This is a genomic window from uncultured Microscilla sp., assembly GCF_947493425.1.
In the GTDB taxonomy this organism is placed as follows: Bacteria; Bacteroidota; Bacteroidia; order Cytophagales; family Microscillaceae; genus Microscilla.
This window is the reverse complement of sequence record NZ_CANLRP010000070.1, coordinates 1-24,781: the sequence shown is the minus strand read 5'-3', so window position 1 is coordinate 24,781 and position 24,781 is coordinate 1. Positions and strand designations below refer to the sequence as shown.

The following is a 24,781-nucleotide window of genomic DNA, read 5'->3' as shown; positions in this document are numbered from 1 at the left end:
TTTTTTTATCGAGAAATTTATACCAACCATTCTACATTCATTACTTTAGGCATCCAAGGTAGTTTAATCATCCCTATCGACCAAGGTAGTTGTTGTAATAATACGTCTACTCCACTTTCTTCTATTTTCAAAAACCAGTTGCCTTCTTTTATTTCTAGTCTTCCTTCACGAATAAAGAACGAGCCACGAAGTGTGTCTGCGGGCGAATCTTTGAGGATACTCCAGTTTTGTACTACAGCCTCTAGCAATTCTTCACAAGTTTCTTTTTCTTCATCAGTAAGAATGACCTTGCCAGAAATAAAAGGTTCTGTAATTTCCATTCCACATAAGACCTTATTAAGCACCAACTCATGCTCTCCAGCTTCTTCTGTTTTTGTTGCCAAATATTGTAGTATGTATACGGCTCTTTCTTTTTCAGCATCACCTTTGAAGTTCACCTTACTTTTTTTTCTCTTTTTGTGTGGGTTTTGGGGTAAAGGTGTTTCCGTTACTGTAGTTTCAGTGAGTTTTAGCATTTCAAATAAACGCAGCAGGTAAGGGTGTAAAATTATAAGCCCTGCATTATTAACATACATTGGTTGGTCAACTACTTGCTTACGTTGTTCATTGGCAGATTTAAAGATTTCTTTTTTGATTCGCTCATAAGTTTCTTTCTCGATGGCTTCAGCTTTACTTTGTTCAACAGTATCACCTGTTTCTTGTTTCTTTTGTTTGGTTGTATGTATCCAAACATCATCTACCCATTGAATAATCTCTGGAGTTTGCTTAGCAAGTAAATCTATTTCAGCTGAAGAAAGTGAAAGAGCAAAGTGTTGAAAGTTGGTAGAATAGTTTGTTTTCAAGGCTTTCAGCCAAATGTTAATGTCTGCATTTACAATGTTTTTGGGAAGTTGTTTTTGTATTAAAAAGTAGCGTAGATAATAAATCAGTAAATCTATATCTTCTACTATTGATTCAGCATCAATAATTGGTAAAGAAGGATCAGTACTTTTACTTTGCTCCTGGTCAGTACCTTTCTTTTTTTCTTTATCATCAATGGTTTGGTCTGAGTCAGAGCTTTCCCTTTTTTCTTTACCATCAATGGTTTGGTCTGAGTCAGTACTTTCTCTTTTTTCTTTACCATTAATGGTTTGGTCTGAATCAGAGCTTTCCCTTTTTTCTTTATCATCAATGGTTTGGTCTGAGTCAGTACTTTCTCTTTTTCCTTTACCATTAATGGTTTGGTCTGAGTCAGAGCTTTCCCTTTTTTCTTTATCATCAATGGTTTGGTCTGAGTCAGTACTTTCCCTTTTTTCTTTACCATCAATGGTTTGACCCTGATCTACTTCTTGGGTTGTATCATCAGTAGTTTCCTCTTTTTGTTTAGCATCCTGTGCTTGCTGATCACTTTTTGTGTCATCATCTATTTCGTCTTTACCAGTGCTTGGTCTTTTATCATCAATTGTATGGGGCAGGGTTTTACTTTTAAACCCTAGACCTTCTGCGAAGTCCCAGTTTTCAAACGCTGGGATGCTTTGCAAAAATACGGCAAGGCGATCCGAAATATATACAGATGGGTCTATTTCAATGATTTGGGTGACCAATTTATACACAAACTCCTCTGATGTTTGTTCAATAAACCGTTGTAATATATGAACATTAAGTAGCTGAGACAAGCTATAGTATTGGTTGTTAAAAGCTGCTTCAACCAAGTTTGCAATGGTTTCTTCTAAAGAAACAACGGGTTGATTGGCAGTATGTGCCAGGCTTCTTTGTACTTGAGCTACTGCAGGTAGTATTCCTTTGGTAAAAAGCTTTTCTAGCACTTCTTGAACATCAGTAGTAATGTTTTGTTGTAAAAAAGCTTTTCTTATTTGATTAACATTTTGGTACAATGAGGCTAGTACTACGTCTTGGTCTGCTTTTACAAACTCAGGGTAATGACTCAGTACTTCTTGAATTTTTGTTTTTTTAAACTGCCAACGTTCATAAGTGTTTAGTGATGTGGTAACTTGATCTGTAATAGTAGCAAAACTATTGATAAGAAAAAGATTACGTTCAAAACCAGCTTGACGGGTTTCCCACAGGAAATCAATAATTTGTTCCCAGGCAACTTTCTCTTCAAGTTTGAACACACGAGTGATTATTTTTACATATTCCGACATCCAGCTACTTTGACCAGGTAAAACTTGCTCGATAAGCTCAATGATTTTCCCATCATCAAGTGCTTGGCTCATCTCAGTTTTTTTTATGTCTTGTGTGTTATATTTTTCCGAAGATGTTGAACTTGTCGCCTCATTGTTTGAGGGTGGTAAGTCTTCAGATGATGAAAATGCAGTTGATCCTTGTAATGTAGGCTGAGTTTTACCAGATACTACATCTTGTGTAAGTTCATTAGTTGACAGTGCTGTTGCCCAGTATTGAGCAGAAATATTTTTTACTTCTTCTATTTCTTGCGCCAGTTGTGCTAGAACAGGGGCAGGGGGGATAGTCCACATTTTTTGGCCTTGCAAAGTGGGGATACTACTAGGGATGGCAACTTTTGGAACAAGTTTTTTCCAAATTTGAGGAAAAGTCTTTTTTAAAAACCGTTGTCTAGTAAAAGTTTGCCTTCTTAGTTCCCATAAACTATCTAAAATAGTTTCCCAAACTTGAGTAGAAGTAGCATCTAATAAAGTGGTTAGAGTATTGCCGTATTTCCAAAACCACTCTACTTGATTCGTGTCTACTATTTGACTCAAAAGTTCTTTAATTCGTTCAGATGTATCAGCATTTTGAGTAGCCTCTATAATATCTTTTGAAAAATCTTTCAGAGTGAGTGTTTGGTGATCAAAAGTAATTTGTAACTGTTTAGCAGCTTGCTCCCAGTTATGGGTAAGTTGAGGCAATACTTTGGCAGAAAGCAGATTAATATTGAAAGCATTGTGTGTGCTCTCCCATAAATAGTCTAAAATACTTTCCCATATCTGTTGTTTCGACAAGTGCTTAAGTATTCCCTGAACGTTTTTAGCATAAGCCATTACAATTTCTGCTTCTTCCTCCGAAAGAAGTTGTAAAAGTAAATGGCGAATTTTTTCCTCAGAAGCATATACTTCTTTTTGTAACTTTTCTCTAGATACTGTGGTAGTGAGTTGCTGTAATGAAGATGCTAAGTAGGGATTAAGTGAGAGCTTGTCTATGCTTAATTGAAAAAAAAATGCTTCTACTTGTTGAATTGGTTGATTAGCTAAGGCCAATAATTTATCTAAAGTTTTTTGTATAATCACTTCCTCCTTGTTTGAATCCCAGTTTAGGAAAATTACTTGCCAAACTACAACCCTTACTTGCTCTTGGACTAGTGACAAAAACTTTGGAGAACTTATTTTTTCAAAGTCTTGAATAATTCGTTTTAATCTGGTACTTCTCTCAGGTGAAATAGCCTTTATTACTTCCAGTAGTTGGTAGTTAGGAATTTGGTCTGCCAGACGATATAAAACTTGCTGATCATTTTGAGACTTCTCGATGAGTTGTATAAGCAACTCTGGAGTCGATTGAAATACAATTTCAAATATTTTTGTGATCTCTAATTTTTCGTCTGTATATTCTTTATTTTGTGTTAGATAAGCTTGCCACGCATTTTTAGCCCACCAAGGCAGGGTTCCTGTTTTCAGAAAAATGCCCAATACTTTAGATAAACCTGCATCAGGAGAGCTAATTTCTGCATCATCTACAGCTGAGTAACTCACACCTTTTAATCTAAACAATAAAGCTCCCAGCGACTCACGCAATTGTCTTTCATATAATTCGGGCACGTCTCTTTCAAAGTGTTTGAGTGGAATAGTTTCCAAGTCAATAACCAGTGATTTAACTTGAATGAGTTGATGTGCAGGCACCAATTCATTTAACACTTTTTCAGTAATGTCTAATAATTTGTCTTTGATTAAATGGCTGAGGGTATATTGAAACCTAAAAGCTTCGTTTTCTGAATTAAACTGAACATCAAAAAGCATCTCTTGTATAGAATGATGTTGTTTATTTGGGTCACTCATAAGGGTTCAGTAGATTATATTTTAATTAGACAGACAAAGGTAAGGCATTTGAAATTAATAGAGACTCTTTGGCTTGACAAAAGTATGAATGGAAGAAGGTTAATTGGTTATAATTAGGTATAGCTTAGCTACATTTCAATGACATTAGTTTGTATAAATTTACTATTTTGATGTGTTATACAAATAAAAAAAAAGATATTGAGTTTTTGGTGTTATTTTTGTTAAAGTGTAGCTCGCAAAGCTGACACGATTTAGAATGTTTTTGCTAAAAAATATACATCTCATGCCTTATAAATGAAGTTAGATTTTACTAGTATATTTTATTGATTTTTGAATTAGTAAAAGTATGAATTAGCATAAGAATAAAAAAAAAAACTATTTTTGTGAGTACAAATAAATACCATCGGCCTTTAAGTAGTATAGAACAAAAAATAGTGTGAAGAACTGTAGAAAAACTGTCGAAAATTATCGTTTTTTTGCAGAAAATCTATTACCTTCACACCCAGTAAGAACAAAGCTTTAAAAACCTAAACGCAAAATGATTTTATCCACCCTTGATGCTGTTGCACAAGCGATGAGTGAATATTTTAGATCAAGCTATAGTGACAATGCTCCTGAAATAAATATTTCTAATTTGGTAAATTCTGATGGAAAATCAGCCATTGATGAAAACACTGATCAGATTGTAATCACACTTATCAATATTCAAGAAGAACGCAACGTAAATAATGGTCGTACCAGTAATCTTAGTGCTCCTTACTTTATAAACTTATATTTATTGATAACATCCTTTGCTGGTAAAGAATCAAAGTATACGGATTCTCTCCGTTATATATCAAGTGTGTTGAGCTTCTTTCAGCATAACCACGTACTTTCCCATCAAAATGCAAAGTTACCAGATGAAATTAGTCAGTTGGTTTTTGATTTTATAAATCATGAAACCCAACAAGTCCAATATATATTCTCTATGTTGGGGGCTAAGTATTCTCCATCATTGATTTTTAAAGCCCGTTTAATTCCTGTTGAAGAAAAAGCCAACATGGGTAGTTTCCCAAGGATAGGTGGTATTAATTTTTAGATGCTATATTTTAATTTTTTAATATATATAAGGCCTCAATAATTAAGGAGGTATATCGTAACAACTACTATTAAATAATCCTCACTACTACAAAATATATGCTAGAGGTAGAATTAAGATTTGGAACATTATTTACATTAGCAATAGAGCATAATTATCTTTCAAACAGGCTTGGAGGAAACTTTTCGCTTAAACCTAGTAATCATACCTTACACTTGATGAAAAAACTAGGTTTGCATTATAAAAAAAGTGCTCAAGCCATGGTTTTCAGTCACCATGAAATGGATGCATTTGAATACCTCGTGAGAAGGCATGCATCACTCAAGTTTTCTTTTTGGCTATACCAAAACGATCTACACTTTATTAATTATACATCACTATTACCCAAAAACATTAGCAAAGACATTGTTTACTTAAGCAATTCCTACTCAGAAAATCAAGGTTCATTGCTTCATGCACGTGACTTTGTGGCTAATGAAGACTGCCTACCAGTCTTTTATGGGCAAGTACCATTTCCTGTACAAAAAAAAGCAAGCAAAGTACAACTCCTTGATGAGTACGGAGGAATCGTGCATACACAAGAACTAGAGGCAGAACAAAGCTTTTCTTATCGTGACCGGAACCTTACCGAAGGCATGTATACATTGGTGGCTAATGGTGAACGAAAATCATTTCTGTTTTTTCATGAAAATTTAGTACCTAAACCACTGGCATGGATCGAGATAAACTGGAGCGAGAAAATGCTGGATAATATCTTAGGGCAAATAAATAAAAATCAGAAAAATGAGCCATACAACTTTATGGTTTCATTTGAAGAACGTAAAACTGTTTGGAGATATATCATTATTCCCAAATATGAAAATCCTTCTAACTTAGAGGTCAGAATGATTGAGGGGCAAGACAAAGTGACATTTTCGAAACCCGTAGAAGGTAAATTTTATAATCAACAAGCGTATATATTCGAGTCTAATCAACTCTTGAGTATGAAGGAACGACCTAATTGTTCTTTTGAACTGGTAAGCGGTTCAAAAATTATCAAAAAGTTACTTCCTGCACCATCTCCTGAGTTGATTAAACCATCATCAGATAATCTAAAGTTTTACTCTGAAATAATTGTCTATATCTAAACAAAAGCGTTATGGCTAAAAACGTAGCAACTCCCGGAGTATATATTGAGGAAAAGAATGCTTTTCCTAACTCCGTAGCTGCAGTGCCGACAGCAGTTCCTGCTTTCGTTGGTTACACTGCTAAAACTACTCGTAACGGGCATAGTATTGTAAATACTCCCGTTCGTATTAGTTCACTTACTGAATACCACAACATTTTTGGTGGTGGTTTTCAAGCTTCTTTCAACATTGTTGAGGCTAACCCACAGCAATTTGATTTTGAGGTAAGTGGTAAACAATACCAAGTAGTACCTGAGCGTGATTCACGTTTCTTACTTTATGATAGCATCCGTCTTTTCTTTGCAAATGGTGGAAGCACTTGTTACATCGTTAGTGCTGGTGGTTATTACCGCGATGCAGATGCTAAAGCTGCCCCAGCAGCAACTAAGCCTGGCGATAAAAATGCCAAGCCTGGTGACAAAAAAGTGCCTGAAAAACCACAAGGTGGTAGCAAGCAAGTAAATGCGATTTCTAAAAAAGCTTTAGAAGAAGCATTGAACACCCTTGTAGGTGAGCAAGAGCCTACTATTTTGGTTATCCCAGAAGCGGTAATGTGTGAGGCTAGCGACTGCTATGCTTTACAGCAGGCTATGCTGATGCAATGTGGTCAAAAGATGAAAAACCGTTTTGCTATCCTAGATGTTCATTCAGGATATGAGAAACGTTCTTATGATGCTAAAGATGTGATCACTAGATTCCGTGAAGGTATTGGTAACAACAACCTAAACTTTGGTGCTGCTTATTACCCTTGGCTCTACACTTCTATAGTTCAAAAAGACGAAATTAGTTTCAAAAACATTAGCAACGCAGATGTTTTAGAAAAACTATTGAGCGCAGAAGCGGGCGAAATCAATGCTGATTCAAAGCGTGCTGAAGAAGCTAAAAATGAAATCAAAAAAATTAGTGCTACTGATACTAATGAAGAAAGTTTAAATCAAACTTTAACTACTATCAGTCCTGCATTTAAGAAAGTTGCAAATAGCGTAAGAGCACAGTTAAACATTCTTCCTGCAAGTGCGGGGATGGCTGGTATTTACGCTTCGGTAGATGATGCTCGTGGTGTGTGGAAAGCTCCTGCAAACGTAGGATACAACAGTGTAATTGCTCCTGTAGTTAAATTAACTAATGCTGAGCAAGAAGACTTGAACATTACTGCTACTGGTAAATCTATAAATGCTATCCGTTCTTTCGTAGGTGAAGGAACAGTAGTATGGGGTGCCCGTACTTTGGATGGTAACAGCCAAGACTGGAGATATGTCAACGTTCGTCGTACAATGCTTTACATTGAAGAGTCTGTTAAAAATGCAGCTAAATCGTATGTATTTGAGCCAAACGATAACGGTACTTGGACTTTGATCCGTGGAATGATTAACTCATTCTTAAATGATGTATGGAGAGCAGGTGGGTTAGCAGGAGCTACTGCTGATCAAGCTTATAATGTAGAAGTAGGCTTAGGAAACACTATGACTCCACAAGATATCTTAGATGGTTTTATGCGTATTTCTGTAAAGGTGGCTGTTGTTCGCCCTGCGGAATTTATCGTAATTACCTTCCAGCAGAAAATGCAAGAATCTTAATCATTTTTAACCTACAACTATTATTTGCAATAATTTAAAATATTTATATCATGGCAGATGCTAATTCTAAATGGCCAATACCTAAGTTTCACTTTAAAGTAACCATTGGCGGTGAAGACATAGGTAGCTTTCAAGAAGTTTCTGGTCTGAAAAAAACTGTAGAAGTTATCGATTATCGTGGTGGTGATAGCGTGGAATTCTTTATGCAAAAAGTTCCTGGACTACAGAAGTTTGATAACCTTACTTTAAAGCGTGGTGTGTTCAAAGATGAGAAGCAGTTCTCTGAGTGGATGAAAGAAGTACGTGATAACTTGAGTAATGATGACTTAGGTGAAGCTCGTAAAGACATCACTATTGAACTACTAGACGCTGGCCAAGCTGCAGTAATGACTTGGACTATCGTTAGAGCGTTCCCTGTAAGTGTTACTTACCCTGACTTGAACTCTACTGCGAATGAAATCGCTGTTGAATCTATTGAGCTTGCGCACGAAGGAATCAACATTGAAGGCGTAGATAATTAATAGTCTAAAATAAGACAAATAAACCTGCCGAAAGTTTGTTTCGGCAGGTTCTTTTATAATACAAAGTTTTGCTTGCCAGTGATTCTCATAATATCATAAATTGTTATTATCAAACTTTTGGGTGCTTAAAGAATAAAATAAATTAGTATGTTCGGATTATATCAACCACCTCCTGGTTTTCATTTTACTCTAAAAATAGTAGATTCTCCCACAGGAAGTGGACTAACCCTTGGAGGTTTAGCAAAAGGAGCTTTAGCAGCCGCAGCCGCAGTTGCTTATGATAACAGTTTTATGGAAATATCTGGTCTATCGGGGTCAGTGCAAACTGAGACGATAGTAGAGGGGGGAGAGAATGAAAAAGTATATAAACTACCTAAAGGCAAAGACTTTTCTAACTTAGTACTTAAGCGTGGACTGGTTACTCTTACTTCTGTTCTTCAGAACTGGTGTGAGGAAGGTTTGACAAGTTTGGACTATAAATTTACGCTTAAAGATGTAACTGTAATGTTGCTGGATAACAAACATTCGCCTGTTAAAGCGTGGAAGCTGGAAAGAGCATACCCTGTAAAGTATGAAGTGTCAGGCTTTGATGCTATGACTGGTAAGTTGATGATTGAAAATATTGAATTATGCTACCAACGCATTACCAGAGATAAGGCTATTGAAATGTTAGTGAAAGCCAACCAAGCCGCTCAAATGGCTTCTATGGCTTCGGCTGCTTTAGGTGCTGTTGGAGGCGTAGCCAAAACTGCTACTAGTGCCGCCACTGCTGCGGCAAGTGATGTGGTAGATACTGCAGCTGTTGGAGGAGCGGCCGCCGCCGCAGTAGGTGGAACAGATGCAGTGGAAAAAGTCATAGATAAAGCAGACGAGGCAAAAGATGATATTAAAGATGCAAAAGATGACGCAGGTGATGCCATTGATAAAAATACATAATCAAATTTATATCTGCTCGTCTTGAAACTTAGATATTTTTGGGTGCTATTTTAAAACTTCACATTAGATACACTATATGCCTATTGAGATAAAAGAATTGATTATAAAGATAAATGTAGAAGAGCAAACAAATCACCTGCAGCAAGATACAAACCTGACATCCTTGGATAAAGAAGCTATTATAGAAGAATGCATTGACCGGGTAATAGCTGAAATTGAATACAGATTAAGTGATTAATCAATAGAAAAAACTTCTTACTTAGTACAAATTCTGATAACATGGCACAAGATACTCCAAAAACGCTTGTAAACGTACAAATTTTTGCAGGTAAAGATGGCTCCACACCAATGCCTGGAGAGTTTTTACTAACATCTGTAGAGATAAAAAAAAGTATCAATAAAATACCCCGAGCGGTTCTTACTTTTATTGATGGAGGAGTGGCTGAACACGAAAAGTTTGCAGTAATTGAGTCTGGGTTGTTTGACCAATGGAACAAGGTGGTGATCAAGGGTGGTTATAATAATGTAATTGATAAAAACCCTTTATTTGAAGGATATATTTTTGACCAAGATTTAAAGTTAGGCTCACCTAATAAATTTACTGTGACTTGCTATAATCAAGCAAAGTACTTGACTTTGACTAGTTTAAAAGATGTAGTAGAGAAAAAGAAACCAATTGAAGCGGTAGATTTTGTCTTGAAGAATAATGAGCATAAATCTAAAGTAAAAGGCAGCGTAAAAGACGCCTCCAAATCAAAAGCAGAAGCAAAAGATCAAATCATTTTAGACCCTCAAGTCAATTGCTGGAAATACATTTTGGATAATTTATCTAACTATATTGCTGTCCCTCATGATGATGAGCTCTCTATAGAGATTCCTGATTTTGCCCAAACACCTTCTGACTTTCAAATTAAATATGGTAAAAACCTTCGTAGTTTTGATGTAAAAGAAGCTTCCACAAGTTTGCGAGCCATTGAAATTAAAGGTTATGATGAAAAGAGCCCTGATAAACCATTAGAAGATACAAAAACTGCCAAACAATTATACGGATCCTTCTCAAAATACTTAAACTCTGATTCGGGGTCTGTCTTTGATGTGAATAAAATCCCAGAGTACATCTCAGGTACACATATACACACCAAAGCAGATATGGAAAATATATTAGAAACCCGTAAAACTCAAAACTTGCTGGGTTTTAAGTCGGGTAAAATTGTAATATCTGGAAGTAATGAAGTAGAATTGGCAACCATGGTGGAGGTAGAAGGGTTGCCAACAGAGTATAGCCAATCTTACTTTGTAGGTGGCATAGAGCATAAAATAGCCAGCGACTGGGTAACAACTCTCAAGATTGGTTTAGAAAGTAACGGTTTAGGTGCTACAGGTAGTGGGGCTTCAACAGGAGGCTCTCTGGGAAGTTCTGGCAAAAGCTCTTCTGGTGAAGGTGCTTCTGCTTCTGGTAATCTTACTTTGGGTGTAGTTCACTCTATCCATGAGGACGCTAACGGTACTTATAAAATTAAGGTAAATATTCATAAGCTTGGAGATAAAACCGTAGAGGCACGTATGGTGCAACCTTATGCAGGGAATGGGTTAGGTAAAGACGCACAGGATAAAGGAGAGGGTATGCTGTTTTTTCCAAATGTAGGATCAGAAGTAATACTCACACCTATAGAAGGAGATGAAAATTATTGGGTAATACTAGGGTGCTTATACAGCCCTATTAGTAAGCCCAGTGCTGAGGTTAAAGAAGGCGCTGCCCAACCTGATGAAAAGAATTTGCATAAGTCTATTGTTACCAAACACTTTGTGTTAGACTTTTTTGACGATGATGCTAAAACAAGAATGACCCTTGCTAGTCGTGATGATGGAAAAACGGCGTTAAATGCTAAAAAATACCAAATTTCAATGGATATTAAAGATAAGCCAAATATCCAGATTTTGTTTGATAAAACTTTTATCAAACTAGACGAAGAAGAAGGGGTAATGATTGACTCTGCTAAAAATATTACCTTAAAGGCTAAAGATGATATTTTGCTTGATGCAAACAAGATTACAATAAAAGCAAAAACTGATGTGGCTTTGGATGGGCAAAATGTAAGTGTGAAAGCAAAAACTGCATTAAATGCAGAAGGAGCACAAGTAGCCGTTAAAGGAAAAAGCCAAGTAAACGTCGAGTCTAGTGCTGTAGCTGCATTTAAAGGTGGAGCATCAACTGCAATAGGATAGAGATAAATAAAACTATAAGATACATTAAACTAAATAACTAAATATGCCGAATCCTGCTGTAATGGGAAGCCCAACCTCTGGTCCTATGCTAAATGGGTTTCCAGGGGCTGGTGTTGCTATATCTACTAATCCTACAATTACTTTTGGAGGAACACCTGTCTGTGTATTAGGAGATTCTACAGGACCTACAGGACCTTTAGCTTCACCCGCTTGTTCAGGAAAGGTAATGATTAAAGGAGCTAAACCTGTAATTTGTATGGGAGGAACAACTGGTACAGGTGCTGCTGTAACAGCAAGTGCCGCAGTTCTTGTGCAAGTGAAGTAGAACACTATTCGAAAAGGTGCAACAAAATGAAACATAAAAAAACATTCTTAGGTATAGGGTGGGCGTTTCCCCCCACTTTTGATAAACGTATTAAAAGTGTAAAGATGGTTTCTGAGGAGGAAGACATTCGCCAAAGTTTATTTGTGCTATTGTCAACCAAACAAGGCGAAAGAATCATATATCCAGATTATGGAAGCGATATTCAATCTATGATTTTTGAGCCTATTGATGTGAATACGACTACTTATTTGAAAGAAACTATTCGCCGGGCAGTGCTCAACTTTGAGCCTCGTATAAGTTTAGAAGAAGTAAATGTAGTACAAGATGCTGAAGAGGAAGGGTTGTTACTTGTGACGTTGGTATATACGATTCGAAAAACCAATACCCGAACCAATATGGTATATCCATATTATATAATAGAAGGAACTGATTTATAAATAGCTTACCTATAGTTGATAAATAAATACTGGTAATGGATACAATACAAAACGGTAGATATAGTACTAGCCAGGATTCACGCCTGTTTGATGGATTAGATTTTGATTATATAAAATTAGACGAAAGGTCATTAGAAGATTTACTGCTTTTTGTCTCAAGCTTTTCCAAGCTGGTCAATTTTTATGATACAAACAATAGAATTGATGGTGATTGGTCAGACTTTTTGAATGATGAAATTATAGTACTTGCTTCAATCAAGCAAGTGGATCCTATACGTGCAGAAAACCGTTTTCGTAAATTGTTGGATAAAGCCAACTACTTTAAACGCAAAGATAAAAAACTGCAATATTTGAGGCTTTGTTTTGAAGAAATCCACTATTTAGCATCTTTGTTTGAACACTGGTTAATGGAACTGAAGTCAGTTGAACACTTTGCAAATATTCAAGTAAATGTTCGTGACGACATTTTTAATGCTATCTCTACTAAGTTGGCTCCTGCTTTACAAAAACTAAAAGTGTATGATTTTTTGGCAGGTCATGAAGACGCTTTGGATACAAAGGTAGGGCTAGACTATAGTTCATTTAGTTTTTACTGGGAACTTGACAAAGAAGAGACACACAGTGTAGAAAGTGTATTTGCCGGAGCATCTATCAAAGAAAAAGTACAGTCTTTGTCATATAAGCTAGATGGAGTGTTTCAGGCTTTTTATGAAACTTTGATTTATTTTAAGAAAAAAGCGGATGATTATATTGCCCAATCGTTTGCCAATGACACTCATTATCCTGAAATAGCCCTTCTCATTTCTTTCCTTAAGTTATATGGAGTAGCACAAGATAACCTGAATAGTTTATCTAAAAAATATGTAGATTTTTATTATCGCACGGTGCTTCGCCAAGCTCCAAAGTCTCCAATACACGATAATGTATACTTAACGTTTGATATTGCTGACAATGCTTTATTTTCTAATATAGAGACAGGTGAGAAATTGATTGCAGGAGAGTATGAAAGTGGTGAAAGTATTTTGTATGAAGTAGACCTGCCGATGCAGGTAAACAGAGCCAAGGTTCATACCCTTAAAAACATATTTATAGACAAACGGTTTTTAAATATACGGGGTATTCCTAAGAAGTTAATTACCAACATACTATCGTCTGATATTCCGCGCAACGAAGTAATTCCTTCTGCTGAAACATTGATTCAAAAAAACTACCCTACTTTTGGTGAAAGCCAAATGTATAAAAGTGTTTATGAAAAAACAATGCAAGATGCGGAAGTAGGCTTTGTAATAGCATCACCCAGTTTTTTACTGAGCGAAGGTAAACGAGAAGTAAGCATTACTTTTGAATTTGACCAAGAGTCTTATAAAAACTTAAACCAGTACTTGGCGGATATTAGCCATACTACAGAAGATACAGAAGAAGAAGTTTTTATTAAAAGTTTTATTGATGCTTTTCTTATTTATATCACAGGCGAAGAAAAATGGCATCAAGTATCAAAGTATGTAGTTACCCGTGATAAAGAGAATGCCCAGCTTGTTTTACGTTTCGATCTGGAACCTTCTGAACCTGCCTGGGTACACTATAACCCTGAGCTACACGTTGGTAACTTTAAGGCTGAACTGCCTTTGGTTAAAGTGGTTCTAAACAGTAATTCGTATATATATGGCTACTCTTTACTCGATGCCTTGGCTTTAGATCAAATCAATATTGAAACTAAAGTAAGCGAAGTAAAGGATTTACTGATGTACAATCAGGAAGGTGCCATAAGCCCCGCAAACCCCTTTTACCCTTTTGGTGCCCAGCCAAATAGGGGGGCATATTTAATAGTGGGTAAGAGTGAAATATTTCAAAAACCTTTAGATGATCTAGCCATTACCTTTGAATGGTTCAACTTGCCAGAAGATAATGGTGGCTTTCATAGTTATTATGAAAATTATACTGGATTAGACATTGATAACAATGTTTTTGAAGCAAAACTATCCATATTGGACAATGGGCGATGGTATCCGGAGGAAGGTGAAAAACGCCAAATGTTTAAACTGTTTAGAACAGAAGAAGAAGGGGTGCATCCCAACGAGCCTCAGCCACAAGGTAAGTTAGCAGAAGAAACATCAATTGATTATATAGATATATCTAAAATTAAGTTACCGCCTAACTATAAGGATATAAATGACGACTTAGACTATGATAACACCACCAGTCGTGGTTTTATTAGGCTAGAACTTACTAACCCACCAGAAGCTTTTGGTCATAAGGTATACCCAGCCATAGTTTCTGATATTGCTATGCAAAATGCTAGTGGAGGCATTGTGGGTAACATTAAAAAAGGTATTGCGCAGTCGAAGCCTTTGCAAATGCCTAATATTCCAATGGCCCCACAAGTGCGTAAATTGACTTTGAGCTATTCATCTTCGTCGGCCATTACCCTGCATGAGCGTTCCCAGAAAAACGAGGATAATAGCCGTGGGCAGTTTTATCACATCTATCCTTTTGGAGATAAGTTGGTTTATCCAGATAGCTCTAAGCAGATTACTCCTTTATTACCAGAATTTAATTTTGAAGGAAGTTTATTAGTTGGTTTTACCAACTTAAACCCCCCACAAACGGTGTCATTAATGTTTGACATGGCAGAAGGTTTTACTATTTCTTCAGAGGAAGATCCTCCTGTAATTGAGTGGAGCTATTTAGTGAATGATGAGTGGCAAGTGCTATCTCCTTCAAAAATATTGAAAGATGAAACTAATGGTTTTATAAATACTGGGATTATACTCATAGAACTTCCTTATGGCATACAAAAAGGAAATACTATTCTGGATGGAAATTTGTTTTGGCTGAAAGTATCCGTAATTAAAAATATTGAAACTGTATCAAGGGTGCAAAATATATCTACTCAGGTAACTACTGCCAAGTTGATACCGAACGAAGATATGGGTAGCCACTTACAAAAACCTTTGCCTGCCTTTACAATTGACCGCCCTTATGGCAGTATTAATGGTATTCAGGACATTATACAACCTCTGGAGTCTTTTGGAGGACAGCCAACAGAAAAAGAGGAGAAATTTTATACACGTATTAGTGAGCGCCTAAACCATAAGCAAAGGGCTATTACAGCTTGGGACTATGAGCGTTTGATTCTTGAAAAGTTTCCTGCTGTATACAAAGCCACCTGTTTGCCCAATATGTCAAGTAAAAATTTGGATGCACCAGGTAGTGTACTATTGGTTGTTGTTCCTGAAACTAAAGGCAGTAAATCCTTAGAGCCTAAAGCCAGCAGTGATCTGCTATATGATATTAAAGCTTATTTACAAAAGTTTATTTCACCGTTTACTCAACTTGAGATCAGGAACCCTGCGTATGAAAGGTTGAAAATTATTTGTGAAATTAAGCTGGCAGAAGGATACAATTATGGCTTTTATATTCAAAAGCTGAACGAAGAATTAAATAAATACCTGATAGGTGGTTTGATGGCCAATCAAGGTACAGTAGAACTCGGTGGAAAGATCAATATATCTGATGTATTGAGTTTTATGAGAACATTGCCTTATGTAGATTTTATTACAAAGTTTTCAATGATTCAGGTTGCTCAAGACTTTTTGGGTAAGTTTGTACTACTTGATACTGCACGCGCAGGCGATGAACAATCTTTCCTCAAGGCTACTAAACCTTGGTCTGTATTGATTCCTTCTGAGGATCATCAGATTACTATATTGAATGAAAGAGTTGAATTTAAGCCTTCACAAGCAGGTATTGATGACCTGGAATTAGGCAGTGATTTTATTATACAAGAATAAAAATGATTAACAGCAATGTCGCTACAGAACAGAGATACACTTAAAAGCTTTTTCCGTAAAGGTCAAATGCCTTCAGAACGCCACTTTAATGATTTAATCGACTCCATGATTAACAAAGTGGATGATGGCTTGTCTAAAAATCTTGATGATGGTTTGACTTTATCACCTATTGGTAGTTCAAAAAAGTTAATGAGCTTTTTTAAGAGTATTGAAGATAAAAGCCCTGCCTGGAGTATAGAGATTGACAGTGGAACAGCCAACCTTGATATTAACAATAATCGGGGAGAAAGCGTAGTATCTCTAAAAAATGATGGAAGGGTAGGGGTAAATAACAATGATCCTGAGTATGAGTTGGATGTGAACGGCTCTATAGGCATGATAGGGCGTGTAGGTACTTTTCATCAAGGAGAAGTACTTGCCGATGGAAAGTGGCACCCTGTACTTACAGAACTGGATGGGTGTCATATATTAGAGGTAGCAGCTGGTGTTGGTAAGAAAAAGACCGGTAAGTATTCTGTAATACACGCGATGGCTTTGAGTACGTTTGGTAAATCTAAGAATAAGATTAACATTACACAGGCTTATTATGGCGTAAAGTGTAATAAAATACAGTTGAGATGGACTGGAACGACTTATAAGTACAATCTGGAAATGCGTACTCGTTGTAACTATGGTGGAGAGTTTTATGTGAAATACTACATTTCCAGTTTATGGTTTGACAAATGGATGGATGAAAGCCCTAAGTAAAGTGCAAAAATAAAGCATTCCAAAGAAGCAAAATACTTTATAGGACTACATTTTTGAAGCAGTACATCTGCTAAATATTCTGTTTAATGGAATAAGTTATGTTTGTCGTTTTATTAAAGTAAAAGATTACTAAGTTTTTTAACCAGCTACCTATTCCGTCTTCTCTAAAACTTTTGCTCCCAAAAAATCCAGGTTTGCTTTTTCCTCAGGATGTACAAGTTGAATATCCCTGTAAATAGGTTCTTGAGGCAATTGATCGATAGTTCGAGATAATACTACTTTAAATCTAAAATCTTTTTTCCTTCCCTTACTCTTTATCCTAAATATATCATTTACTTTGGCGCGAACCCAGCGTATATTATGCTCGTTATGAATAATTACTACTCCTTCACTTTGAAATAAAAAAGCTTCATTTTGTTCTTTTGCTTCTTGTTGAGTTTTAGTATTATTAAGGTAAACAGTACTAAAGCCGTGTTCTTCCAACAATGTTTTGAAAAGGTGCATATCACTAGTGGTGTTTACATCAGGCATCAGGTACACCTGACCCTCTATAAATTCCTGTGACAAATCAATAGTATCATCATCGTTATTAATAGTATTGTCATGTTTTAGCTTACCTAAAATAATATCTTTTAACTCTTCTATAGTACACCTATAAATATCTCCTCCTATATGAAGGTTTTCTTCTATCTTTAGGTTGTTAATATAGCGTTTATACTGTTCATTGTCTAATTTACTATTAGTTATCCAAATGATACGCTTTCGAACATTCTCATCATCTTCTTGCTGTTCTTTCGAATATTTGGCCGAAACTTCATTCTGAATAGCTTCAATTGTGTTATTTACTCCATCTTGGCGGTGGTCTATTTCTTCTCCAAACAAGTGAATTACAAGATCTGACTGTTTTAAGTCGTTGTATACAACACTTCTTATGTCTGTGGGTGGATGAATAGAATAATTAATACTTGGAATTACCCTAAACCCCTGGCTAATGAGTTCTTGCTTAAGTTTTTCTCTGAGAGGGCTCGATTGAGGGCTTACTTGGCTCAAAAAGACTGTTTGCTGAGTGTTGGTTGCTACATCAGGAGAATCAGATATTTGTTGAGTACTGCTACCGATTTGTTTTACCTGTAGTGCTATGTCTCTGGCTAGTTCAAAAGTTTTAAATAAAAACTGGTTAATTTTGCTTGAAAGCAATACTTCTTCTGAGATGAGTTCCCCTGATTTAGTATCGTGAGCATAAAAAGCGATTTGTTTTGCTGTCTCCGAATTTTCTGGAATAGTATCAACCTTTACTATCTCTCGCAAAATTTTATAAAAACGAGCACTGTTATATTGTTTACCCCAGTCGTTAAGCTGAGTGACTTGTTCTTGCCATTGTTGATCCTGTATATTTTGTGTAGAGTAAATGCCAAGAATAAGGGTAGGTGTCTCTTCACTTCTTGTATTATTTAGTACTTGCTCAATTGTTTGCCAAGATATGGTAATATTATGTTTTTCGCTTAAGGCATAGGTCAAATAGTTTTTGAAAGCTTTATGCCATTTATCGTTTTCGGAAGTATAATCAACTGTTACAATGTTAATCGTTGAGTTCATGAGATTCAATTTTTGGAAATTATATCAAGCCCTTTTAATAATTAACCGACAATGGTCTTAGTATAGTCTAAAATTGAGTTTGGAATTTCATCATGAAATGATTGCAACTCGTTAAAAAGCTCTTTAGATATTTTATAGACAGAAGTTGGTTGGGTAGTTACAAGCTCTACATTACTGATTGTTTCATTGATAAAATGCCAGTTATGTGCCATTTCTTTTGCTCCAAACCGGGCAAACTCTCCTTTTTCTTTATTTTTCAAAACAAATTCACCTGAGTAAATCACATAGTAGTCCATGTCTTCTATGTTATCGTAAATCATCACTATTTTCTGGGCATCAAATTCTTGTAACGTAGCAATTTTTGCTATTTCTGAGAGTACAAGTCCTGGAATATTTTTTAATTCGTTGATACTCGTAAAGAAGGTGATAATGTCAAACTTCATGTTAGGAGCAATGCTGCTAATGCTTTGCCCTGCTATTACTTCGTTACTATTTTCGCTTGCATCATTATTATTGGCTGCTACTACTTTAGATGCGGCTTCCTTGAGTGTAAGGTATTGGTTTTTAAATTGAAACCTTTGTGCATAGATTTCAAATTTTTCTCTGTCAAGTTGATACAAGGCTTCACAGGCAATTTCACTTAGGATAATGTCAGGGTTTACAATGTTGGATACCAAAAGTTCCACATTATCTTCGCTACCATCTTGCAATAATTCGCGAATTGCACAGGCTTTTGTCCACTTGTTTACCCATTTATAATCTCTTTGTACTAAAGCTATGAGGACCTCTTTTTTATCCATGGTTTCTTTGGTAGGAAGAACAAAGCGAGTACGGTTGATTTTTTCCTCGAAATCACTAATGCTCAAAATTGGAAGAATCATAGGTTTGATTTCTTCTTTTAGCATCATGTCTAATAACCCAAAAGCAAATTCAGCTTTTTCGGGGTCTCCACTGCTTAAGTTTTTCTTAATGAGTGCTACTTTGTTTGTATCATATAATAAAGATAGCAAGCTGTAGATTTTTTCGTAGTTATAATCAATTTCAGAAAGCAAAGCATTTTTGAGAATATCAGAACAGTTGGCATTGTCTAATACTTGTGATGCTACCATATTCCATATAATTACTCCACATACCTCTTCGAGTTCTATGATTACAGGAACTGCTTTTGAGTCTTCAATTGTATAACCACATCTACCTAACATTTCTAATGCCATAGAGGCAATATTTTGGTTAGAGTAGTTGATCTTTGGTAACAGCAAGTCTACTGCTTTTTGACTTCCTACCCAACCATAAGCTTGTACAATGCGCAACTGTACAATTTCTTTTTGTCCTGTGGCATAAAACGCAGAGTCCAATGAGGGGAATAGTTCTTCGCCAGTGGCTACAATTGCAGCAAAAGCAGCATTACTGTACTGAGGTTCGCCCAGCTTTTCTATCATAAAGTTATGCAGTTGTTTGTTGCTGGCATGTGCCGATGCTGCTACCGCATAATACCTTACCAGTGATACTGGATCACGGAATAGCTTATTGAGTAGTTTTGTTTTGATGCTATCATCAGCGTAGGTACATAAAATAGCTCCAAATACACGTTCGAGGAATAGTTTTGACTGGGTAAGTTGCTCGATATACTTAATTTTTGCCAGGCGAAACTTTGCTCCTTGAAGCGTATCGTAGGTTTGACGAATGAGTTCTGCGTTGTCCAATACTGAGAAATACCTTAACTCCATGATTTTTTCAAGAATAGGCAATGCGTCTAAAATACAAAACTTAGAAGCTTCTATAAGAGCTGTCTTTTGAATAACAGCATCTTCTGAAGTTAATAATTTTAATATGGCTTGCTTATATATAATAGGATCAAGTATGTTGAGAATATTTAAGAACGTTGGAATTTGAGGTGCATCTCGATGATCTATTTCTTGTACAATTTTTTCTGGTAGAGTAATAAAGCCTACTTCTTCACTTTCTTGCTCTTCTCCTAGTTTTTGTTGAATAATTCGCTGATACTCGCCGTGCATTAGTTTGATGATAAAAATCAATATGACCAGCAATCCTAGTGCAATGTATATATTATCCATGGCAGATATGCTGGTATAAATTGATAGCAAGTAAAGGGCTATGCCCGCCAGAAAAAAACCTAAATCTTGTGCAAACCCTTCCAGCTTAGCCTGGGTGTCAAACCTTAGCCTTACATCAATGGGGAGCAAATATAATCGATAAATAGGTGAAACAATGGCATTTCTTAGCACGTCGTGGATAAACTTACTGGTCATAAGCAGGATAAAAAAGAATATAAACCTTTTGGCGTCTAGTGTATAGCCTAATCCGTAAGCAGCAGCCAGCGTCAGGAAGATAAAAATAATAAGCAATATTGGGTGAAGACGAAGACTTTGGGCTAGTCCAAAACGGTTTACCACATACCGATACACATACCAGCTTACAACTAATGATGCTGATACTACAATTCCTCCAAATATTGATAAAAAGTCTACGAGTTCGCCAGAGCGTATGTATACTGTTTCGGCAACAGATAAGAACCAATAGTCTAAAAACAAAGCAACAAATATGGATAAAATAGCAAAAAAGACCAGGTATAGTACAAATCGGTTGCTAAGTAATTTAAATGCATTGTTGGTGCTTCTAATCAATTGTGCGCTATCGTTCAATACACTTAAAAAGCGGTAGCGGCGGCTTATGCCTATAATGGAATAGGTGGTGGCTATTGTAATAAAAAAAGCACTAAGAAATAACAGCAATACAGTAGAAAGGCCTGATATATTGAGAATTTGAGGAATGGCAAATAACGCAATGATTTGCCCGATAGCCAAGCCTGCACTTACTTTTCCTGCGAGTCGTTTACTTTCTTGTACATTAAATATACGCCCAAATGTGCCCCAGAATATCAATAACGCAATACTATTGAGAGGCCCCATGAATATAAGCGCAAAACGTATGGCGTTGGGGTGTAGGTTGAGGTAGACACTGGTAAATATAGCAAGTAATGTAAACGCTATGAGTATAAAAAAACCATTGGTTAGGCTCGAAAATGAGAAGTAAGGCTGAGAATAGATAAATATGGCGGATAGTACCATACTCGATATTCCGGAAATAATGAAAACTTCTGGTAACTGACTTGCGCTAAACTTTTGTAAAAACAAAGTGATAGCTCCAATATCATAAAAAGCCAATGCAGCTCCAATAAAACTACCAAAGATAGAGAGGTGCATTACTTCTTTATTTAGTTGCCTGATCTGACTCATAACATTAGGGAATGGGGATTGTTAAATAGGGGTTAAGGTTTTTATTTTTTTTGTTCTAGTTTTTTGGCTTGTTCTTCTTCAAGCTTTTTCATCTTTTTTAACAAGTCGTCTAGTTTTTTCTTTTTACTATCCAGCGCCTTCATTTTTTTATCAATACTATCTTTTTGTTTTTTGATTGTATCTACTTGTTTAAGTGCAGCCCCTTTTTTAGAAGCAAAAAGTTTTTGGAAAGGCTTTACAAATATAAAAGCAAGTCCTTTGACGGGTAACACTAGTACTCCAGCTACAGCATCCCAAAAACCTTTACCTGCACTAGGGTCATCCAGAGCAATCAGTGAATTGTAAAAGCGCCTACCTGCACGATTAAATTTGTAGTAGCAGGCCAAGTCTAGTTGAGCAATGGTTTTAGGTTTTATTTTTATATCTAATGTGTTGCTCGAAATTAGCTTACATATATTATCGTCAAATAACTTAGAGTTTCTAATAAGCTCATTTCCATCAGGTGATTTTTTGAAAGTATAGAAATTTTGTTTCTCATCAAGTACCACCAAAACCCAGTCTTTTTTGTACTTGATTGCAAACAATTTATAAGCGATCTGTTGTAGCGATGTACCCCGATAACTAACTGCCATTTCTTCAAGAGTTTTGGCACAAGGTGGAGGTGGCTGGGGGGGATTAGTTGGTAAATCTTGACTTTGACCACTCTCTAAAGCGAAAAATGATAGTATAATTAAGAAAAAAAACTTCTTCATAACACAAATTAATGTTTTTTTATTGGGAATTTTGTTACTCTATGGTTAGATTTATTTATTTTTGCACAAATATAAATTACAAGGTTTGAAATTGTATGAGATATGAATATAAAACATTACATCAAGCAAACATTTTTTTAAAAAAAGTAATTTATAGCTAAGGAAGCACGAATTTTGTATCAGGCATTATGCTTTTTTCAATTCCCTTGAATTTAGCACAGAAATTACTATTACAAAATCATTTCTTAAGACTTAGTTTATCAAACAACTAAAGTTATTAGAGTTTTCCCGTGAACAAATTAATAACGATAATCTTTAATTCAATTTATCTTTTCGAACCAAAAATATTATTTTGATGGCATTGAAGAAATTACTAACCATAATCTTTATCTCATTTGCTTGCCACAACTTTGTAGTTGCCCAAATAGTTGATAAAATAAACGAAACAGTTGATCAAAAAAACAAAGCAGCAAAACAGGCTAAAGCTGATAGTATAAAAAAAGCTCAAGAAGCACTGCAGAAAGCCAAGGCTGATGCAGAGAAGGCTAACGAAAAAAAACCAACCCAAACCGGAACATTTTACGATAAAAAGCAAACATTTGTACCTGGTGGTGTTGGCGAAACTGGAACCACGCAAAAACCAACCCCGGTATTTGATCCAAGCCATTTTATTGAGATGGAAAAGTTGTCAGATGATGGAAAACCTAAAGAAAAAAAGGATACCATTCGCTCTATAGACACTACTAACTTTGCTTCCAGGTACTTGTCTGTCAAGCAAGAAGTACTCAATTTTCTATATCAAGAGTCTAACAAAGATAAAAGTTTTCAGGCTGGCTTGCAGCGAAAGCTAAAATTTGGAAAGTCCAAGCATCCCCTGTATCAATATAAAAAGCATAAACTAAAAGATAAACTTAAAACTTTTGGTTGGCATCCACACTGGATGAAAGATGCTTATAAAAACTATAACTTCTCATTACTTTCTGCAGTAGCCTTTTTCTCTTATCAATTAGACCCTGGCAGTGGTACCTATACCAATCCGGCGGCTATCAAAGAGTGGAAAAGCACAAAGATGATTACTGAGGCTAAAAAATACAACACTAAAGTACTAATGAGTGTATACCTTGGTGGGGCTGAGAGTAACAAGGCCTTTTTAACCAACCAAGTGGCTCAAACCAATTTTATCAGAATTATTTTAGCCTTACTTAAAGAACGTGAAGCACATGGAGTTCATCTTGACTTTGAGGGATTGGGTAGCGATCAAAAACAAGCGTTTACTGAGTTTGTACTTGATTTATCGTCACAACTAAGAAAAGCAGTAAAAAACTCTTGGCTTACTATTTCTTTGCCTCCAATTAATTTTGATGATGCTTACGATGTAAGAGCACTTGATAAATACGTAAATCTTTTTGTACTGTCAGGGAATGAATTTTATGGCGAAAAAACACAAGATATTTCAGGCCCTTTAAGCATAATTAAGTCGGGTGGCAAATGGTGGGACTATGATATGGATCGTGCAGTGGATGAATACCTTGCTTCTGGTGTTACTGCTGAAAAATTACTGCTTACCGTAAATTATTATGGAGGAGAGTGGATCACAGATAAATTAGGTTCAGCGAGCGCCAGTGAGTTTGTGAAATACAGAACTTATTTTGATATTCAAAAGTTTTTGGGCAACGCAGAAGGGTACGAAGAACCCGAAAGCATGTCGATGTATTATCCATTCAAAATCGATGGAAAATATCACCAGATTTGGTATGAAGACAGCTTGTCTTTGGCTAAAAAATATGACTGGATCATTAGTAAAAAGATAGGAGGGGTAGGTATATGGGCACTTGGCTTTGACAATGGCAGTGTGAAATTATGGGAAGCATTGGCATCAAAAATAGCGAAACCTTTGCCTAAACTAGATGCCAAAAAAAAAGGGTCTAACATAAAAGCCAGAGGGTTTTTCTCCAGAATACGAAGTTCGATCATGCGCCTGATAAGAAACCCTGCAAAAGCTTTACAAAATCCCTCTTATTTTGCCTCAATGCTTGTATTATTATTAGGGCCTGCATTCGCTGGATTTTATGTAATATACAGGCATGGTTGTCGTTTGAAGCGTAGCTTAAACTTAATCTTAAAAGGAGGCATTATCTTGTTTTTAATTATGGCATTTGCCTTAATTACATTAGTGCTTACCAAGTTTAAACACACTACACCTATTATATTGGTAATGGCTGGATTTGTTATTGGTGCCATTGTATTTCTATTGCTTACACGACGATCTTTATCAGAAAGGGAACTACCCTAAGGAACGATGCAAAAATAAAGTTCTATAGTTTAAGGAAATATTTTTTGGTCAGGCGAGGTCAAAAAACGCGGC

Annotated in this window: 16 protein-coding genes; 12 read left to right on the top strand and 4 right to left on the bottom strand. The window is 36.0% G+C overall.

The window, feature by feature from the left end; all coding sequences use genetic code 11:
* Window positions 1-17 precede the first annotated feature (17 nt).
* Window positions 18-4,007 (bottom strand): contractile injection system tape measure protein, encoded by a 3,990-nt coding sequence (locus Q0954_RS17760; protein WP_299458853.1) that lies wholly within the window; start codon window positions 4,005-4,007, stop codon window positions 18-20.
* A 538-nt stretch (window positions 4,008-4,545) separates the two neighbouring features.
* Between Q0954_RS17760 and Q0954_RS17755 the strand changes: the two genes are divergently transcribed.
* The 11 genes from Q0954_RS17755 to Q0954_RS17705 all read left to right on the top strand — a co-directional run bounded on the left by Q0954_RS17755 (window position 4,546) and on the right by Q0954_RS17705 (window position 16,811).
* The gene (locus Q0954_RS17755; RefSeq protein ID WP_299458852.1) at window positions 4,546-5,085 is read left to right on the top strand and encodes a DUF4255 domain-containing protein; all 540 of its coding nucleotides are present in this window, start codon (window positions 4,546-4,548) and stop codon (window positions 5,083-5,085) included.
* 218 nt (window positions 5,086-5,303) lie between these two features.
* Window positions 5,304-6,212, top strand: coding sequence for a hypothetical protein (locus Q0954_RS17750; RefSeq protein ID WP_299458851.1), 909 nt, complete (start codon window positions 5,304-5,306; stop codon window positions 6,210-6,212).
* An 11-nt stretch (window positions 6,213-6,223) separates the two neighbouring features.
* Window positions 6,224-7,828, top strand: coding sequence for a phage tail sheath C-terminal domain-containing protein (locus Q0954_RS17745; protein WP_299458850.1), 1,605 nt, complete (start codon window positions 6,224-6,226; stop codon window positions 7,826-7,828).
* A gap of 50 nt (window positions 7,829-7,878) precedes the next feature.
* Window positions 7,879-8,349 carry a phage tail protein gene (locus Q0954_RS17740; protein WP_299458848.1) on the top strand — a complete coding sequence of 157 codons (471 nt, stop codon included), beginning with the start codon at window positions 7,879-7,881 and terminating at the stop codon, window positions 8,347-8,349.
* Between the two features lie 147 nt (window positions 8,350-8,496).
* A complete protein-coding gene (locus tag Q0954_RS17735) occupies window positions 8,497-9,285 on the top strand; it encodes a phage tail protein (protein ID WP_299458846.1) in 789 nt (262 codons plus the stop codon).
* 76 nt (window positions 9,286-9,361) lie between these two features.
* Window positions 9,362-9,523, top strand: coding sequence for a DUF5908 family protein (locus Q0954_RS17730; protein ID WP_299458844.1), 162 nt, complete (start codon window positions 9,362-9,364; stop codon window positions 9,521-9,523).
* Window positions 9,524-9,564: 41 nt separating this feature from the next.
* Entirely contained in the window at window positions 9,565-11,511 is a 1,947-nt protein-coding gene (locus tag Q0954_RS17725) for a phage baseplate assembly protein V (protein ID WP_299458842.1), read from the top strand.
* A 43-nt stretch (window positions 11,512-11,554) separates the two neighbouring features.
* The gene (locus Q0954_RS17720) at window positions 11,555-11,836 is read left to right on the top strand and encodes a hypothetical protein (protein WP_299458840.1); all 282 of its coding nucleotides are present in this window, start codon (window positions 11,555-11,557) and stop codon (window positions 11,834-11,836) included.
* 26 nt (window positions 11,837-11,862) lie between these two features.
* Window positions 11,863-12,273, top strand: coding sequence for a GPW/gp25 family protein (locus Q0954_RS17715; RefSeq protein ID WP_299458838.1), 411 nt, complete (start codon window positions 11,863-11,865; stop codon window positions 12,271-12,273).
* 35 nt (window positions 12,274-12,308) lie between these two features.
* Window positions 12,309-16,064, top strand: a complete 3,756-nt coding sequence (locus tag Q0954_RS17710; RefSeq protein ID WP_299458836.1) for a baseplate J/gp47 family protein — start codon at window positions 12,309-12,311, stop codon at window positions 16,062-16,064.
* Between the two features lie 15 nt (window positions 16,065-16,079).
* Window positions 16,080-16,811 (top strand): hypothetical protein, encoded by a 732-nt coding sequence (locus Q0954_RS17705; protein WP_045114720.1) that lies wholly within the window; start codon window positions 16,080-16,082, stop codon window positions 16,809-16,811.
* 150 nt (window positions 16,812-16,961) lie between these two features.
* Here Q0954_RS17705 and Q0954_RS17700 read toward each other — a convergent pair whose 3' ends face one another.
* Genes Q0954_RS17700 through Q0954_RS17690 form a run of 3 tightly spaced genes read right to left on the bottom strand, consistent with a single transcriptional unit; the run spans window position 16,962 to window position 22,416 of the window.
* Window positions 16,962-18,407 carry a hypothetical protein gene (locus Q0954_RS17700; protein WP_299458832.1) on the bottom strand — a complete coding sequence of 482 codons (1,446 nt, stop codon included), beginning with the start codon at window positions 18,405-18,407 and terminating at the stop codon, window positions 16,962-16,964.
* A gap of 41 nt (window positions 18,408-18,448) precedes the next feature.
* Complete coding sequence (locus Q0954_RS17695) at window positions 18,449-21,664, bottom strand: MFS transporter (protein WP_299458831.1); 3,216 nt, start codon at window positions 21,662-21,664, stop codon at window positions 18,449-18,451.
* A 41-nt stretch (window positions 21,665-21,705) separates the two neighbouring features.
* Window positions 21,706-22,416 (bottom strand): hypothetical protein, encoded by a 711-nt coding sequence (locus Q0954_RS17690; RefSeq protein ID WP_299458830.1) that lies wholly within the window; start codon window positions 22,414-22,416, stop codon window positions 21,706-21,708.
* A gap of 355 nt (window positions 22,417-22,771) precedes the next feature.
* Between Q0954_RS17690 and Q0954_RS17685 the strand changes: the two genes are divergently transcribed.
* Window positions 22,772-24,709: a glycosyl hydrolase family 18 protein gene (locus Q0954_RS17685; protein WP_299458829.1), complete on the top strand. Its 1,938-nt coding sequence runs from the start codon at window positions 22,772-22,774 to the stop codon at window positions 24,707-24,709.
* Window positions 24,710-24,781: the final 72 nt, after the last annotated feature.